This window comes from Bilifractor sp. LCP21S3_A7, from assembly GCF_052118825.1.
Classification (GTDB): domain Bacteria; phylum Bacillota; class Clostridia; order Lachnospirales; family Lachnospiraceae; genus Bilifractor.
Window position 1 is genome coordinate 87,207 of the sequence record NZ_JBQKGL010000007.1, and the last position, 16,889, is coordinate 104,095.

The 16,889-nt window shown below is 47.4% G+C and carries 12 protein-coding genes; all 12 read left to right on the forward strand.

The features are described from left to right. Positions 1-157 precede the first annotated feature (157 nt). The 12 genes from ACTQ1O_RS08055 (at position 158) to ACTQ1O_RS08110 (ending at position 16,835) form a co-directional block, all read left to right on the forward strand. Positions 158-2,749 (forward strand): type I restriction-modification system subunit M, encoded by a 2,592-nt coding sequence (locus tag ACTQ1O_RS08055; RefSeq protein WP_441486837.1) that lies wholly within the window; start codon positions 158-160, stop codon positions 2,747-2,749. Further along, complete coding sequence (locus tag ACTQ1O_RS08060; protein ID WP_441486838.1) at positions 2,742-3,977, forward strand: restriction endonuclease subunit S; 1,236 nt, start codon at positions 2,742-2,744, stop codon at positions 3,975-3,977. Before ACTQ1O_RS08055 ends, ACTQ1O_RS08060 begins: the two co-directional genes overlap by 8 nt. Positions 3,978-4,138: 161 nt before the next feature. After that, complete coding sequence (locus ACTQ1O_RS08065; RefSeq protein WP_441486839.1) at positions 4,139-4,684, forward strand: restriction endonuclease subunit S; 546 nt, start codon at positions 4,139-4,141, stop codon at positions 4,682-4,684. Continuing rightward, the gene (locus ACTQ1O_RS08070) at positions 4,659-5,207 is read left to right on the forward strand and encodes a restriction endonuclease subunit S (protein ID WP_441486840.1); all 549 of its coding nucleotides are present in this window, start codon (positions 4,659-4,661) and stop codon (positions 5,205-5,207) included. The genes ACTQ1O_RS08065 and ACTQ1O_RS08070 overlap by 26 nt, the downstream gene beginning before the upstream one ends. Next, the gene (locus ACTQ1O_RS08075) at positions 5,208-8,390 is read left to right on the forward strand and encodes a type I restriction endonuclease subunit R, EcoR124 family (protein WP_441486841.1); all 3,183 of its coding nucleotides are present in this window, start codon (positions 5,208-5,210) and stop codon (positions 8,388-8,390) included. It begins immediately after the preceding gene. A gap of 49 nt (positions 8,391-8,439) precedes the next feature. Continuing rightward, positions 8,440-9,369 (forward strand): site-specific integrase, encoded by a 930-nt coding sequence (locus tag ACTQ1O_RS08080; protein WP_441486842.1) that lies wholly within the window; start codon positions 8,440-8,442, stop codon positions 9,367-9,369. A gap of 163 nt (positions 9,370-9,532) precedes the next feature. Continuing rightward, a complete protein-coding gene (locus ACTQ1O_RS08085) occupies positions 9,533-10,516 on the forward strand; it encodes an alpha-hydroxy-acid oxidizing protein (RefSeq protein WP_441099410.1) in 984 nt (327 codons plus the stop codon). Between the two features lie 203 nt (positions 10,517-10,719). Continuing rightward, positions 10,720-11,466 carry a metallophosphoesterase gene (locus ACTQ1O_RS08090; RefSeq protein ID WP_441486843.1) on the forward strand — a complete coding sequence of 249 codons (747 nt, stop codon included), beginning with the start codon at positions 10,720-10,722 and terminating at the stop codon, positions 11,464-11,466. A gap of 261 nt (positions 11,467-11,727) precedes the next feature. After that, complete coding sequence (locus ACTQ1O_RS08095; RefSeq protein ID WP_441099412.1) at positions 11,728-12,888, forward strand: ABC transporter substrate-binding protein; 1,161 nt, start codon at positions 11,728-11,730, stop codon at positions 12,886-12,888. Between the two features lie 328 nt (positions 12,889-13,216). Then, complete coding sequence (locus ACTQ1O_RS08100) at positions 13,217-14,740, forward strand: sugar ABC transporter ATP-binding protein (protein ID WP_441486844.1); 1,524 nt, start codon at positions 13,217-13,219, stop codon at positions 14,738-14,740. Beyond that, positions 14,737-15,786, forward strand: a complete 1,050-nt coding sequence (locus tag ACTQ1O_RS08105; protein WP_441475692.1) for an ABC transporter permease — start codon at positions 14,737-14,739, stop codon at positions 15,784-15,786. Before ACTQ1O_RS08100 ends, ACTQ1O_RS08105 begins: the two co-directional genes overlap by 4 nt. Next, positions 15,783-16,835 carry an ABC transporter permease subunit gene (locus tag ACTQ1O_RS08110; protein ID WP_441475693.1) on the forward strand — a complete coding sequence of 351 codons (1,053 nt, stop codon included), beginning with the start codon at positions 15,783-15,785 and terminating at the stop codon, positions 16,833-16,835. Before ACTQ1O_RS08105 ends, ACTQ1O_RS08110 begins: the two co-directional genes overlap by 4 nt. Positions 16,836-16,889 lie beyond the last annotated feature (54 nt).

Consider the following 16,889-nt stretch of genomic DNA (forward strand, 5'->3'; position numbering starts at 1 on the left):
GTGACGTCAGCTTTTCCTGTTTAGAGGTTATTTCTATTTTTCAAGAAAAAAGAAGCATGATGGATTCAGATACAGCCGGGGACAGGGCAGTGTTTCCCGGTTTTATTGATATGACCACGTCATTTTATAATTGACGCACAAAAGGGGACAATACGAGATGAACAAGCAGCAGCTGGCAGCAAAGATCTGGGAATCCGCGAACCGTATGCGGTCAAAGATTGAGGCCAATGAGTACAAGGATTACATTCTTGGATTTATTTTCTATAAATACCTCTCTGATAAAGAGGAGCACTGGCTCCTGCAGAGAGGATATGACGCAGAAAGTATTCGTGAATATGTCAATGAAGAGGCAGACGATGCCTATTCCAGCCGTACAAGTGCACAGCAGAGTCTTGGCTATTTTATTGCCTGGAAAGATCTGTTCTCGACCTGGATCCAAATGGGATCAGATTTTTCCGTTGATAACGTCCGCACAGGGCTGTCTTCGTTCAACCGTCTGATTTCAGAATCGCATAAGAAGGTTTTTGAGGGCATCTTCAATACTCTGGAGACCGGACTCTCCAAGCTCGGTGAGAATACAAAATCCCAGACCAAGGCGGTCAGTGATCTGATCCAGCTGATCAATGAAATCCCCATGAATGGAAGACAGGACTATGATGTGCTTGGCTTCATTTACGAATATCTGATCTCTAACTTCGCAGCCAACGCAGGGAAGAAGGCCGGAGAATTCTACACACCCCATGAGGTGTCCCTGCTCATGTCTGAGATCATAGCAAACCACCTGAAGGGTCGCGATGAAATTAAAATTTATGATCCCACCTCTGGTTCCGGAAGTCTGTTAATAAACATCGGCAGGACCGCGTCTAAATATATGGAAGACCCGAACAGGATCCGTTATTACGCGCAGGAGTTGAAAGCCAACACATACAATCTGACACGTATGAACCTTGTCATGCGAGGCATCCTTCCGGACAATATCGTGACCAGAAATGGCGACACCCTTGAAGAAGACTGGCCCTATTTCGATGAATCGGATCCACAGGGAACTTATGAGCCGCTATATGTGGATGCGGTCGTAAGCAATCCGCCATATTCTCAACGGTGGGATCCTTCCGGAAAGGAAAATGATGCCAGATACGCCCGTTACGGTCTGGCTCCCAAATCCAAGGCGGACTACGCTTTTCTTCTGCACGATCTCTATCACCTCAAGCCGGATGGCATCATGACCATTGTCCTTCCCCATGGTGTTCTTTTTCGCGGCGGTGAGGAAGGTACTATCCGCAGAAACCTGATCGAGCAGAACAATATCGATGCCATCATCGGTCTTCCTGCCAATATTTTCTTCGGCACCGGCATTCCGACGATTATCATGGTACTGCGTCAGAAGCGGGAAAGCACAGACGTTCTGATCATTGACGCCTCTAAAGGATTTGCCAAAGAGGGAAAAAATAACAAGCTGCGTGCATCTGATATCCGAAGGATTGCCGATACGGTGCGGGCACGCAGGACAACGCCGAAATATTCCCGTGTGGTGAGCCGCGAAGAAATCCGGGAAAATGATTACAATCTGAATATTCCGCGCTATGTGGATTCCTCTGAGGAAGCAGAGAGCTACGACATCTATGCTGCCATGTTCGGAGGTATTCCGGAGCAGGAGCTACACTGTTTTGACAGTTTCTGGAAGGTATTCCCGACGCTGAAGGACGAGCTGTTTGCAGGGGAGAACGGGTATCTTCATCTGTGCACAGAAAATATAAAAGATACGATCCGGAAGAATGCAGATGTCTGCCGGTTCCGTGACACATTCAGGGAGGCTTTTGAGGATCTTGGTGAAAAAATGGATACTGCCATCATAGACCAGGCCGAAACACTCTCTGTGCCAAAAATAGAGGAAGATCTGGCAGGGGAAATCTTCCGTCGCTTCCACGACATTCCGCTTCTGGATCCATACCAGGCTTACGAGATCTTTGAGGACCAGTTCTCTGTCATCGGCGGTGATCTGGAACTGATCCAGACAGAAGGATGGAAAGCAGTGAGCCAGGTGGATCCCAACATGGTAGTGAAGAAAAAGAATGGAAAAGATGTGGAGGTCCAGGAGGGATGGAAGGGACATATTCTGCCTTTTGATCTCGTTCAGAAAAACTGCCTGGCTGCTGAAAGGAAGGATTTATCGGATGAGGAGGAACAGCTTGCGGGGATCCCAGCATCCTACGAGGAACTGCTGGATGCGTTAAGTGAAGAGGAAAAAGAATCAATCTCGGACGCACTCAACGATAGCAATGATGAATTTGTGTTTAAAAATATTAAGACTGTTCTGAAAACACTAAAGGCAGACAGCGACGCCAGCCCTCAGCTGATTTCAACCTTGCAGAAGGCGGAGCGGCTGAATAATGAAGAGAAATCTCTGAAGAGTGAAATCAGGAAAAAGGCAGAAAGGCTGCATCTGGACACAAAGAAGACAATCGAAAATCTGACAGATGGGCAGGCCCGCATACTGCTTCACCAGAAATGGGCAAAGCCCGTGCTTGATGGAATCGCGTCTCTTTCCGAGACCATGTTGGAAAAGTTCTCCAAGGATGTAGAAGCGGCTGCAAATAAATATTCGGTAACCATGAATGATCTTGAAGCAGAGATTCATCAGACAGAAAAAGAGTTGTGTGATATGCTGGGAGATCTCACCGGATCAGAGTCGGATATGCAGGGTATCCGGGAACTACGTATTCTGTTAGGAGGTTCCGAAGATGAATAAGCGGAAAACACCGGCGATCCGATTCAAGGGATATCAAAATGATTGGGAACAGCGTAAGGTTGGTGAACTGACAAATGTCCTTTCAGCTTCTCGCGTCCATAAGGAAGAATGGGCTGAAGATGGTATTCCGTTTTTTAGGTCAAGCGATGTGGTTTCTGCTTTCAAAGGCACAGAAAATAAGAAGGCATTTATCTCGATTGAACTTTATGAGCAGTTGGCAAAGTCGTCTGGCAAATTAGAGAAAAATGATATCTTGATAACAGGTGGTGGCAGTATCGGAATACCTTATATTGTGCCGGACAATAAGCCTCTGTACTCCAAAGATGCCGATCTCATATGGATAAAGCATTCGGCTAATTTTGATAGCAGATATCTGTATACATATTTCATTAGTGAAGAATTCAGAGAATATCTCGCCAGTATTTCTCATATGGGTACGATCCCTCATTACACGATTGAACAGGTAAAAGACACACCAGTAAGATTGCCATCGATTGATGAACAAAGAGAACTCGGAGATTTTTTTGTAAGCTTAGATCACCTTATCACCCTTCATCAACGTAAGCTGGAAAAGCTGAAAATTCTGAAAAAAACGATGCTAGAAAATTGTTTCCCTCAAAAGGGTGAATCTGTGCCAAGAGTTAGGTTCGGAGGCTTCACTGGAGATTGGGAACAGCGTAAGCTCGCGGACGTTGCGGAAATAATAGGAGGCGGAACACCAAGCACGTCGAATCCGGATTACTGGGATGGCGACATTGATTGGTATGCTCCAGTAGAAATTGGAGAACAGATTTTTGCATATGGAAGTGTTCGGAAGATTACAAAAGAGGGTTTGATTCACAGCTCCGCAAAGATTCTTCCGGCACATAAAACCGTTCTTTTTACAAGCCGTGCCGGGATTGGAAATATGGCTATTTTAAAGCGTCCGGCGGCTACAAATCAGGGTTTTCAGTCACTGGTTTGTCATGATGATATTGACCCGTATTTCATGTTCTCCATGGGCGACAGTATTAAGGTAAAAGCTGAGCGCGTTGCGGCAGGTTCAACCTTTGCAGAAATCTCCGGGAAGAAGCTCGGAGAGCTTGAATTTATGTTTCCGGACACCGATGAGCAAAAAGCAATAAGCGTCTATTTCAAGAATCTCGACCACCTTATCACCCTTCATCAGTGTAAGATGGAAAAATTGCAAACAATTAAGAAATCGTTGCTGCGATCTATGTTTGTATAGAGTGTTAATATTGTTAATGGATATAAATGTTGATTCGGTGGGATATAAACTGTTTCTCAGGTACAAAGTAAGTCATCACACTAACGGAAATGAAGATTTTGATGTATATATTCTCTTTGCTTTTTATGTATTTACTAAGGATATCTTGGGAACAGCGTAAGTTGGGTGATGTCTATAGTGAACGGAATGAAAGGGGAAATGTAGAACTTGATATTCTATCTGTATCCATTCATCATGGTATCTCACAAAATGAATTAGATACGGATGAATTAGGTAAGAGTGTAAGACGTAGTGATGACAAATCATTGTATAAACATGTATATTATGGCGATTTAGTTTTTAATATGATGCGTGCTTGGCAAGGCGCAATTGGAGTTGTAAAAAATGAAGGAATGGTAAGCCCCGCGTATATTTCCGCAATTCCGGATGACAGCGTTTTCCCAGAGTTTATGGATTATTGTTTGCGTCGAAAACGCATAATTAATCAGATCAATAATCTTTCTTATGGTGTAACTGACTTCAGAAAAAGATTGTATTGGGAACCCTTTACTAGAGTCACGATCATGATGCCATCTGTTGATGAGCAGAGGAAAATCACTGACATTTTTCACCAGCTCGACGAGCTTATCACCCTTCATCAGAGTATGTCGGTTTTCGTAAGAATGATACGAATTACACGAGATGGATTTTTCTTGGGAACAGCGTAAGTTTTCCGAATTATACGAAAAGGCAAGTAGAAAGAATGACTTGACCTACGGAAAATATGACATTATTTCGGTTGCCAATATGTACTTCAAACCGGATTCATACATCACGGATGAAAGATACTTGCTCACATATAATATTTTTGAGCTTGGCGATATTGCTTTTGAGGGAAATAAAAGCAAAAACTATGCTCACGGTCGTTTTGTTGAGAATACTATCGGAAACGGCATAGTTTCACACGTTTTTGATGTATTCAAGCCAATAATGAAGCCTTATGATTTGCAGTTTTGGAAGTACGCTATCAACAATGAACGACTTATGGGTGGCATACTTTTGAGAAGTACAAAAGCGTCAACAATGATGACGAACCTTGTAGCAAATGATTTTTTGCAGGAAACATTCGTGGTGCCGTCTTATCCTGAACAGCAGAAAATTGGGGCTTTTTTTCAAGGACTCGACAACCTTATCACCCTTCATCATCGAAAGCAAAAACGCATAAAAATTTGTTATTTCAGGAGCATATAAATGGATCATTTTGAAAAAGAAGCTGATTTTGAGAAAGCGCTTATCGCTGCACTTCAGGGATATGGATGGGAGAAGAAGGTAATTGACCATCCGACAGAGAAAGACCTGATCCAGAACTGGGCAGATATTCTGTTTGAGAACAATCGTGGCAAGGACAGGCTGAATGACTGCCCATTGATTCCGGAGGAAATGGATGAGCTGCTGGAGCAGATCAGAGAAGCGCGGACTCCACTTGCTCTGAATGGATTTATTAACGGAAAAACAGTTTCCATTACCCGCAAAAATCCAAAAGATAAGGATCACTATGGGAAGGAGGTCAGCCTGAAGATCTATGACCGCATGGAGATCGCTGCCGGACAAAGCCGGTACCAGATCGTAGAGCAGCCGCTTTTTCCGAGACATGAAAAGGTGCTGCAGGACCGCCGCGGAGACCTTATGCTTCTCATCAATGGAATGCCGGTGTTTCATATAGAACTGAAACGTTCCGGAGTACCGGTTCAGGAGGCGGTGAATCAGATCCAGAAGTATGCGCATGAAGGCGTGTTTACCGGTCTGTTTTCTCTTGTGCAGGTATTTGTGGCCATGAACCCGGAGGAGACACTGTATTTTGCCAATCCCGGACCGGATGGCAGGTTCAATGCTGACTTTTTCTTTCATTGGGAGGATGTGAATAACGAGCCGGTTAACAACTGGAAGCTGGTTGCGGAGAAGCTGCTTTCTATTCCGATGGCGCATCAGCTGATCGGATTCTACACGGTTGCGGATGATTCCGATGGTGTGCTGAAGGTAATGCGCAGCTACCAGTATTATGCGGCGAACAAGATCTCTGACCGTGTGTCAAAAAATGATTGGATGGAGGGAAATCAGCTGGGCGGATATGTGTGGCACACAACTGGTTCCGGAAAGACAATGACTTCCTTTAAGTCCGCGCAGCTGATTGCCAATTCTAAGGATGCCGATAAGGTGGTCTTCCTGATGGACCGAATCGAGCTTGGAGTTCAGTCGTTGAAGGAGTACCGGGCGTTTGCGGATGATACGGATGATGTGCAGGCAACGGAAGACACGATTACCCTTATCTCCAAACTGAAGAGTAATGATCCAAGAAACACACTGATCGTTTCTTCTATTCAAAAGATGAGCAACATCCGCGAAGATGCAACTGCAAAAATGCGCGCCAGAGATCTGGAAGAGATGCAGAGCAAGAAAATCGTCTTCATTATTGATGAATGTCACCGCTCTACATTTGGCGAAATGCTATCAACGATCAAGGCAACTTTTCCGAAGGCACTGTTTTTCGGTTTTACTGGTACACCTGTGTTTACGGAAAATGAAAAGGCAATGAACACGACGGCGGATATTTTCGGAGATGAACTGCATCGTTATAGTATTGCAGATGGAATTCGAGATAAAAATGTTCTGGGTTTTGATCCGACAATGGTGCTGGTGTACCGTGATAAGGATTTGCGCAAGAGGGTTGCAAAACAGGAATCCGGCGCTCTTTCAGAAGAAGAAGCTGTGACAGATCCGGTGATGAGTCAGAAGTACTATCACTTTATGTCCGCATCGGAAGTTCCGATGGCAGGGCGTAAAGGAGAAGATGGCAGATACGAGAAGGGCATCGAAGATTATGTTGAAAGGGAAGCCTGGCAGACACCAGTGTATCAGAATGCCGTGGTGAATGACATCATGGAGAACTGGCGGACGCTCAGCAGAAATGGTAAATTCCATGCTATTTTTGCCACATCCAGTATCCCGGAGGCGGTCGAATATTACCGGATCTTCCGCGAAAAATACCCGGAACTGAAGGTGACGGGACTCTTTGACCCGACAATCGACAATCAGAGTGGAAAGAAAGTGTTTACTAAGGAAGACGGGCTGAAGGAGATGCTGACAGATTACAACAACACCTTTGGTCAGAACTTTGATATTGGCGGTTATGCTGCATTCAAGAAGGATGTTTCTGCAAGGCTGGCGCATAAGAAACCCTACGCTCGGGTAAGGCCGGAAGAGCAGCTTAATCTTCTGATTGTCGTCAATCAGATGCTTACCGGATTTGATTCCAAGTGGATCAACACGCTGTATCTGGATAAGGTGCTTGTCTATCAGAACTTGATTCAGGCTTTTTCCAGGACGAACCGTTTATTCAACATTAATGAAAAACCGTTCGGAATCATTCGATATTACCGGATGCCACATACCATGAAGCGGAACATCGCGGATGCCGTCCGGCTCTATTCGGGCGACCGCCCGCAGGGCCTTTTTGCAGATCATCTGCCGGATAATATCACCCATATGAATGTAACCTTCCGGGACATGACGGAAATATTCCGAAGTGCAGGGATTCCGGATATGGACCGTCTGCCAGGGGATGTTCCGTCAAAGGCAAAGTTCGCGAAGCTGTACCGGGAATTCTCCACTTATCTGCAGGCTGCCAGGATCCAGGGAATGCGCTGGGACAGACGGGAGTATTCCTCCCGGATCGATCCGGAAGATGAGAGCAGGGAGGAGACGATTACGTTGATTCCAACGGTGAAGCAATACAACATTCTTCAGCAGAGGTACAGAGAACTGCAGCGTGGCAGAGGCGTGGATGATCAGGAGGAGGAAATCACCTTCCCGATAGATCCCTATTTGACGGAAGAGAATACCGGTGTTATCGACAACGATTATATGAATGCCAGATTCGAAAAATGGAAGAAACCTCTCAGTGACCCAAGTGTCCCGCAGGAGGAAAAAGAGAAGATGCTGGCAGATCTGCACAAGTCCTATGCCTTCCTCTCTCAGGAAGATCAGAAATACGCCAACATTTTCCTGCATGATGTGCAGACCGGAGATGTTCATCTCGTTCCGGACAGAAGTTTCCGGGATTATATCGTCATGTATGAAAAAAATGCGAAATCAGAACAGGTAAAGCGCGTGGTGAAGTACCTTGGCGTCTCAGAGACACAGCTTACAGATATGATGAAAGCCCATCTGACGAAAAATAAGCTGAACGAGTACGGCCGCTTTGATGCGCTGAAGGCGACCGTTGTGCGTGACAAAGCACAGACGTATTTCTCACAGGTGGATGGAAAGAAACTTCCGCCGTTTTTGGTGAGCAACCGGGTGGATAAGCTCCTTACAGATTTTATTCTGGCAGATGGGTTCGACATCCCAGATCCGGAACAGAAAGATGGAAAATAAACAGAAGGCGGTCGGTCCTTCATCGGCATAGCAATGAAAGGAGAAAAATATGCCTTATGAATTTCAACCGACCGATCAGCTGAAGGAATACTATCGGAATTGGATATCTGTGTACAAGGAGGGCGCAATTCGTGATGTTACCCTGTCCAAGTACAAGATGAGCCTTGTCTGGATTGAAAAACTGGTGCCGGATCTGAAGCTCTGCGATGTTACACGGACGGTATATCAGCAGATCATAAATGAGTACGCAAAAGAACATGAGCGGCAGACGACGATGGATTTTCATCATCAGCTGAAGGGAGCTGTTCTGGATGCTGTTGATGAAGGCTTGATTCCTCACGATCCGACGCGAAAGGTTATTATCAAGGGAAAGACACCTGCTGAGAAAAAAAGAAAATATCTGAACCAGTTTGAGCTTCACACACTTTTGACAAATCTGACGCTTGGAGAAACGATCAGCTGGGACTGGTTCATTCTTCTTGTGGCAAAGACCGGCATGCGCTTCTCGGAGGCACTGGCGGTCACCCCGGCGGACTTTGATTTTGCCCATCAGACTATTTCTGTCAGCAAGACGTGGAATTACAAGGAGGGAGGAGGCTTTGCCCCAACTAAAAACCGTTCCTCTGTCCGAAAGATCCAGATTGACTGGCAGGTAGTAATGCAGTTTGCAACACTCGTAAAAGATTTGCCTGCAGATCAGCCGATTTTTGCGACAGATAAGAAGGTGTACAATTCTACCGTGAATGATTTGCTGGAGCGGTACTGCAAAAAACTGGAAATCCCGGTGATCTCTGTGCACGGGTTGCGGCACACGCACGCATCGATACTGCTCTATGCCGGGGTTTCTATTGCCAGTGTCGCAAGAAGGCTTGGGCATGCCAGTATGACAACAACGCAAAAGACATACCTGCACGTTATTCAGGAACTGGAAAATCAGGATGTAGATCTCGTCATGAGATCACTGTCAAATTTGACATAACAAAAGTATAGTACAGGTGCCGATGGAGGATTTTTAAAGCGGAAGCATCAAAGAACGATGGGCTATTGAGGTAAGTGCTCATGCTTATAGTTATAAAGGTTTACATATTGTTACAGCGATTGTATTCTTAAAAGATTCGGATTCGCGATATGGAGGTTGACAGATGGAGAAAGAAGCAAACTGGCCGGGACCGGAGGGGCTTATTCCGGCGCTGCCAAAAGATGCATCGAACGCAAGCTGGCACACAAGGCATTTTTTGGATGAAATTCTCATAGAAGAGCGCATCATCGGAACGCATACGGCAGATATCTCGATGATGCTTTGGGGGCGGAAATTTACATCTCCGATCATGATGCCGGCATTTTCGCATTTAAACAAGGCAGGGCTCGATCACCGGCCAATGGAAGAGTATGCGCAGGCGGCAAAGGATCTGGGACTCGTCAACTGGGTCGGCATGGAGTCCGACGCGGATTATGCGGACATTGCCGCAGTCGGCGCTGATACAATTCGCATCATCAAGCCTTTTGCCGATCATGAAAAGATCAGGAGGCAGATGGCCTTCGCGGTGAAACATCAGGCATTTGCGGTTGGCATTGATATCGATCACAGCATCGGAAATGATGGAAATGTAGATGTGGTCGATGGCGAAAAAATGGGCACACTGACGGATCAGGATATGGAAGGATTTGCAGAGACTGCACATGAATTGGGAGTTCCGTTTGTTGCCAAGGGAGTCCTCAGCATAAAGGATGCCGCCATCTGTGAGAAGGCAGGCGTGGATGCAATCGTTGTCAGTCATCATCACGGCAGACTGCCATTTGCCGTACCGCCGGCGATGATACTTCCAGATATCAGGAAAGTCTCAGGGAAAATGAAGATTTTCGCGGACTGTTCCGTGGATGATGGAAGAGATGCATACAAACTCATGGCGCTGGGAGCTGATGCTGTTTCGACCGGGCGTGCCATCCTGCCGGGGCTGCTGAAAAACGGGACACCGGCTGTGAGGGAAAAGCTGCAGCAGATGAACAGACAGCTGAAAGAGCTGATGGGGTATACCGGTGTGGCAGCGCTGGGTGCATTTGATCCAACGGTCCTCTGGTACCACGGAAGACACCTCCTTGCATGTTTGGAAAAATCGGAGTTTTAGATATTTCCCGAGAGCATTTGCCTGGTACATGTTTGCCGCGTTTGCCGCTGCTCCGTTTACGCTCTTCAGAACAATGAATATCGATACCTCACATAGCCCCGCAGTGACGAAAATCACTTCGGGGCTTCTGGAAAAGGTGTATGAAAATTTAACCGGTAAAAATTACCATATGCCTGAAGGAGGAAGGAGGCAATTTTCTGCGTATGGCTTTATATGCGATTGGAGATCTGCATCTTCATTTTCAGTCTGAGCTGAAGGCGCCCGGACAGCTGCATGACCGTGTATGGAAGAAGCACGAGGAAAAGTTCAAAAAAAACTGCGCGCAGATGCTGACGGACGAGGATACGCTTGTTCTGGTCGGAGATCACAGCTGGGGAAAGAATCTTGCGCAATGTGAAGAGGATCTTCAGTATATCTGTGATCTTCCCGGCAGGAAAATCCTGACCCGCGGCAATCACGATATGTTCTGGGATGCAAAGAAAACCGGGCAGCTGAATGAAAGATATCAGCCACAGCTTGCCTTTCTTCAGGATAATTATGAGACGTACCGGGACTATGCGCTTGTCGGGACAAAGGGATTCACTTTTGAAGGACCCTTTTATGTGGACCGCCGCGGAAGAATCGCGGGATGGGACGAGGCGGCGGAGGAGCATGCGAAAAAGCTGGTGGACCGGGAGCTGAAGCGTCTGAGAAAATCCTTTGAGCTGGCGAAAGAAGACGGGTACCGGAAGTTTATCATGTTCCTTCATTACCCGCCGACAAATATTCTGGAGGAACGAAGCGGATTTACGGATATGGCGGAAGAATATGGCGCGGAGCAGGTGATTTACGCGCACTGTCATGGGGAGAGCCGGTTCCATGACAGCATACAGGGAGAATATCGCGGGAGGCAGTATCATCTGGTGTCAGGGGATTTTCTGCGGTGGAAGCCATGGAAGGTGATGGATTAAGCGACGATCCTGTCTGCGTTTTCGAAGAGCTTATACAATAAAACAAACATGCGGAATAAGAAATCGTACTCACGGTATGAAAATATGTGCCGGAGATGCGATTTCTTGTTTTTTTTCGGATAAAATCAGGTAGTTTGACAACATTTTCAAAAAGATATTGAATTTACCAGACAAGATACCTTGGCTATGATATAGGCATCAAGATCATTGACACGGGGTGTCAAAAATTTATTTCATTGTTCTTTCAAGGGAGGGAAAAAAATGAAAAGAAAAGTCGTAGCAACTATCATTGCCATGGTAATGGCCACAGGACTTGCGGCATGTGGATCATCTGCGAGTTCAGCAACGTCGGCAAAATCAGAGTCATCTGAGGCATCTTCAGCATCTTCAGAAGAAGCGGCAGCGGCAGATTCTTCAGAGGATATGGAGGAGCTTGCAAGCTCGATTTCCGCTGATGCGGGAAATACGGACGGAGATCTCATTACCGTAGGATTTTCTCAGGTAGGACATGAGTCAGACTGGCGTACCGCTTCGACGAATTCCGTCAAGGAAGCCTTCTCTGAGGCAAATGGCTTTGATCTTCAGTTTGTTGACTGCGACAATGACTCCGAGGCACAGCTTGAGTCGGTCAGAAACTTCATTCAGCAGCAGGTTGATTACATCATTATTGACCCGATTGTTGCAACCGGGTGGGACACTGTTCTGACAGAGGCTCAGGATGCAGATATTCCGGTTATCGTCATTGACCGTACAATCGATGATTCCGATAAGTATACAGCATGGATCGGAACAGAGACGAAGAACGAAGGCCTTGCGGCAGGAGCATGGCTGAAGGCTTATGCAGAGGCAAAGGGTCTTAAGGATCTCAATATCCTTGTTATCTCCGGAACAACCGGATCTTCAGCACAGATCGGACGAAGCGAGGGCTTTGATCAGTATGTAGAATCTGAGGGATGGAACAAGCTGGATGAGCAGACCGGAGATTTCACACAGGACGGCGGCCAGAAGGTTATGGAGTCCTACTGCAAGTCCTACGAAGGAAAGTTCAATGTTGTAGTATGTCAGAATGATAACGAAGCGTTCGGCGCTGTAGATGCGATGAAAGCAGCAGGCGTTTCCTACGGTGTTGACGGTGATGTCATTGTCATCTCGTTTGATGCATGCAAGGCAGGACTTCAGATGGTTCTTGACGGCGATATCAACGCAGACTTCCAGTGCAACCCGCTGCAGGGACCTGACTGCGCAAAGATCGTATCTGAGCTTGCAGCAGGCAAAGATGTTCCGGAAAAGACCTACATGGCTGAGCCGTGGTACGCACATGATGATACGGTTAAGAGTGTAAGTTACACCAACGCAGCAGGCAAGGATGTCACAGAGGATATCATTGTAGTTGATCAGAGCATCGTAGATGCAGGATACTGATGGTCAGACGTACGGACTTTAAGAAGTCCGGCAGTTGCACCAGCTGAATTCTGGAAGGGCTGTCGCTTTTCGAGCAGCAGCCCTTTTGCGTGGAGTGACATGCCATCATAGCTTTTGTGTGCATGACGTGCGCGAGACGGGACTTCAGGCTGACGGAAATCCCTCCTGCAATCGTGTTTGTGTGCATGACGCGTGCAAGACGGAACTTCAGGTTGGCAGAAATCCCTTCTGCAATCGCCTTTATGTACATGACGCGCGTGACGGAAGGTATCAGCCGGAAGACAATTGCATTGAGATAACAATTGGGATAACAGGAGAGCGGATCATTATGGAAGAAAATGTTCTTGTGGAAATGAAGAACATCGTCAAAACCTTTCCGGGCGTTGTAGCACTTGATCATGCCTCGCTTACGCTGCGGAGCGGAGAAATCCATGCGCTGATGGGAGAAAACGGCGCCGGCAAGTCTACAATTATCAAGTGCCTGACAGGTGTGTATGAAAGGGACAGCGGCGATGTGTATGTGAAAGGCGTCGAAGGCAATGTTCACTGCCATTCGACGATGGATGCCCAGAAGATCGGTATTGCGACAGTATATCAGGAAGTCAATCTCTGTCCGAATCTTTCTGTTGCAGAAAACCTTTATATCGGACGTGAGCCGAGAACAAAGCTGAATACCATCGACTGGCGGACAATGAACCGTAAGGCGAAGGAACTTATGCAGCGTATGAAGATCGAGGTAGACGTAACCAGAACGCTGGAAAACTATTCCATTGCCATTCAGCAGATGGTTGCGATTGTCCGTGCGGTCGACATGGACGCAAAGGTTTTGATTCTCGATGAGCCGACCTCATCTCTCGATGACCACGAGGTGGAAAAACTGTTTGATATGATGCGTACGCTGAAGAAAAAAGGTGTTGGCATCATATTTGTCACACATTTTCTGGAACAGGTATATGAGGTGTGCGACAGAATCACCGTTATGAGAAACGGCGGATTTGTCGGTGATTATTCGGTGGCTGAGCTGCCAAGGGTAAAGCTCGTGGCCGCGATGCTGGGCAAGGATTTTGATGATCTCGCCTCCATCCGCAAGGAAGGAGAACATACTGTCTCAGATGAAACCCTCTATAAGGCGGAGAATCTGAGCCATCGCGGGACAATCAAGCCGTTTGATTTTTCAATCCGAAAAGGAGAGGTTGTCGGGCTGGCAGGGCTGCTCGGGAGCGGACGAAGCGAGCTGGTGCGGTGCATCTACGGAATAGACAATTCACAGACCGGATATGCGGAGATGGAGGGGAAGACCCTGAAGATCCATACGCCGTTGGACTCGATTCGGGTGGGCATGGGTTATCTGCCGGATGATCGCAAGCTGGATGGCTGCATCGCCGGCCTGTCGATCCGTGAAAATATCTGTATCGCACTGCAGGCAAGGGCAGGAGTGTTTCATCGGATTCCGACGGCGAAGCAGAATGAGATTGCAGACAAATATATCAAGATGCTTCAGATCAAAACAGCCTCCCGTGAAACGCTGATCAGTCAGCTCTCGGGCGGCAATCAGCAGAAGGTGATTCTGGCGCGCTGGCTGGCGACGAATCCGAAGTTTCTGATCCTGGATGAGCCGACCAGAGGTATTGATATCGGTACAAAAACAGAGATTCAGAAGCTGGTTCTGCAGCTCGCATCGCAGGGCATGAGCGTTATTTTTATTTCTTCGGAAATCGATGAAATGCTGCGAACCTGCTCCCGGATTCTGATTATGCGTGACGGTCACAAGGTAGGGGAACTGGATTCCAATGAAGTTGAACTGACGCAGGAGAGCGTCATGGGTGCGATCGCTGGAGGTGAAACGGAATGAATATCTGGAAAAAATTGAGAAAACATCCGCTCTTCATGCCGATCCTGATGCTGATCCTGGTGCTTTTGATCAACCTGTTCAAGGATCCGTCTTTTTTTGCGATTGCAATCAAGAACGGTGTGCTGTACGGAAGATTGATTGATGTGCTGAACCGCGGAAGTGAAATCGCCATTCTTGCGGTAGGACAGACGCTCGTTGTCGCTGTTTCCGCCGGAACCGATATCTCGGTCGGATCAGTTATGTCACTGGCGGCCTGCGGAGGCTGCATGGTGCTGGCAGGTTACGGGAATACCTCGGTAACGGGTATTGTGGCCCCGATTGCCGTAGGAATTATCGTCGGTATGCTGTTCGGCTTCGGAAGCGGCTGTGTCAACGGCGCGATGGTTGCCAAACTGAAGATTCAGCCGATGGTGGCGACTCTGATTCTGTTCACGGCTGCACGTGCTATTGGACTGCTTCTGTGCAACAATCAGATTATCTATATCCGATATGAGCCGTATCAGTATCTGGGAAATTTCCTTCCGGGTGTTCCCATACCGACGCCGATCATCGTGACGATCATCGTGATTGCCGCAGCACAGCTGGTTCTCAGAAAAACAGCGCTGGAGACATATATTCAGTCTGTCGGCATCAACAGCCGGGCCTCCAGGATCTGCGGTATCAACTCGGATAAGATCTGCTTCATCTGTTATGCGATCTGCGGTCTCTGCGCAGGTGTTGCCGGTATGATTGCCTCTTCCAGAATTTATTCGGCGGATTCGAATAATATCGGACTGAATAATGAGATGTACTCCATTCTGGCAGTCGCTCTCGGCGGGAACAGCCTTGCCGGCGGCAAATTTAATCTTGCGGGATCTATTGTCGGAGCCTATACAATCCAGGCAATTATGACGACGCTGCTTGCCATGGGCGTGTCTACAGATCAGTCTCCGGCGATTATGGCTGTGATCATTGTGATCATCGTTGTGATCCAGTCTCCGGTTTTCAAGGAATGGTCTGCAATGCGCCGGACAAAAAGAGCTGAGGCAGGAAAGGAGGCAGAATGATGGCTGGACAAATTCAGAGTGTGAGAAAGAAGAAGGCAATCAACAGCAACAATCTGCTTCTGTTTATCACGATACTTTTGTTTATCGGCATGTACGCCATCGGATGCGTGATTTACGCGGGCAAAGGATTCACTCATTTTCAGACTTTCCTGAATCTGTTCATTACCAATGCGGGTCTGATCTGTGTGGCTTCCGGCATGACCTGCGTCATGCTTACGGGAGGGATCGATATCTCTGTCGGTTCCCTGATTGCGATGAATTGCATGATCCTTGCCGATGGTATGGCAAATAAGCATATGAATGCGGTTCTGCTTGTCGTACTGGTAATGATTGTCGGTGTGGTGTGGGGCTGTGTGCAGGGATTCCTGATCGGTTATCTGGATATTCAGCCGTTTATCGTAACGATGGCGGGCATGTTCTTCGGAAGAGGAATGACAGCCGTGATCAACACAGAACAGGTTCCGATCACGAAGGACGCAAGCAGTCTGTTTTACGGCTGGGCAAATGCAAAGATTCTGCTTCCATCCTTTCTGGGGTACATGGGCAAAAAGAAGATGATCGCGCCGTTCATCCGGCCTACGGTGATCATCGCGCTTGCCGTTGTGTTCGTTATCTTTTTTGTCCTGAAGTATACCAAGTTCGGGCGGGTGCTCTATGCGGTCGGAGGAAACGAGAGCAGTGCCAGGATGATGGGACTGAATGTCCGGAAGACGAAGATGGAGGCGTATATTCTTTCTTCTGTGCTCTGTTCCATTGGTTCCATTCTGTACTGCCTGAACACGATGACCGGTTCGGTCCAGCAGGCGAAGGGATTTGAGATGGATGCCATCGCTGCCGCGGTTATCGGCGGCACGCTGCTTACCGGAGGTTTCGGCAATGTATGGGGGACGCTGATTGGCGTAATGATCACAGGTACCATCAATTCGCTGGTCATGACGAATGGAAAGCTCCTGTCGAGCTGGGCGAACATCATGACGGCAGCGCTTCTCTGCGTTTTCATTCTGCTGCAGGCCATTTTTGCCTACATCAAGAGACGAAGAGAAAACTGAGGGTGACAGCAGGTATATTGGAGATTCAGGCAGAGTTGTCCGCTCTGTCTGAAT

What these genes read in the sequence shown, in the direction of transcription:
- ACTQ1O_RS08055 (WP_441486837.1), top strand. Translation starts at nt 158, where the DNA reads ATGAACAAGCAGCAGCTGGCAGCAAAGATCTGGGAATCCGCGAACCGT.
- ACTQ1O_RS08060 (WP_441486838.1), top strand. Translation starts at nt 2,742, where the DNA reads ATGAATAAGCGGAAAACACCGGCGATCCGATTCAAGGGATATCAAAAT.
- ACTQ1O_RS08070 (WP_441486840.1), top strand. Translation starts at nt 4,659, where the DNA reads ATGGATTTTTCTTGGGAACAGCGTAAGTTTTCCGAATTATACGAAAAG.
- ACTQ1O_RS08075 (WP_441486841.1), top strand. Translation starts at nt 5,208, where the DNA reads ATGGATCATTTTGAAAAAGAAGCTGATTTTGAGAAAGCGCTTATCGCT.
- ACTQ1O_RS08080 (WP_441486842.1), top strand. Translation starts at nt 8,440, where the DNA reads ATGCCTTATGAATTTCAACCGACCGATCAGCTGAAGGAATACTATCGG.
- ACTQ1O_RS08085 (WP_441099410.1), top strand. Translation starts at nt 9,533, where the DNA reads ATGGAGAAAGAAGCAAACTGGCCGGGACCGGAGGGGCTTATTCCGGCG.
- ACTQ1O_RS08090 (WP_441486843.1), top strand. Translation starts at nt 10,720, where the DNA reads ATGGCTTTATATGCGATTGGAGATCTGCATCTTCATTTTCAGTCTGAG.
- ACTQ1O_RS08095 (WP_441099412.1), top strand. Translation starts at nt 11,728, where the DNA reads ATGAAAAGAAAAGTCGTAGCAACTATCATTGCCATGGTAATGGCCACA.
- ACTQ1O_RS08100 (WP_441486844.1), top strand. Translation starts at nt 13,217, where the DNA reads ATGGAAGAAAATGTTCTTGTGGAAATGAAGAACATCGTCAAAACCTTT.
- ACTQ1O_RS08105 (WP_441475692.1), top strand. Translation starts at nt 14,737, where the DNA reads ATGAATATCTGGAAAAAATTGAGAAAACATCCGCTCTTCATGCCGATC.
- ACTQ1O_RS08110 (WP_441475693.1), top strand. Translation starts at nt 15,783, where the DNA reads ATGATGGCTGGACAAATTCAGAGTGTGAGAAAGAAGAAGGCAATCAAC.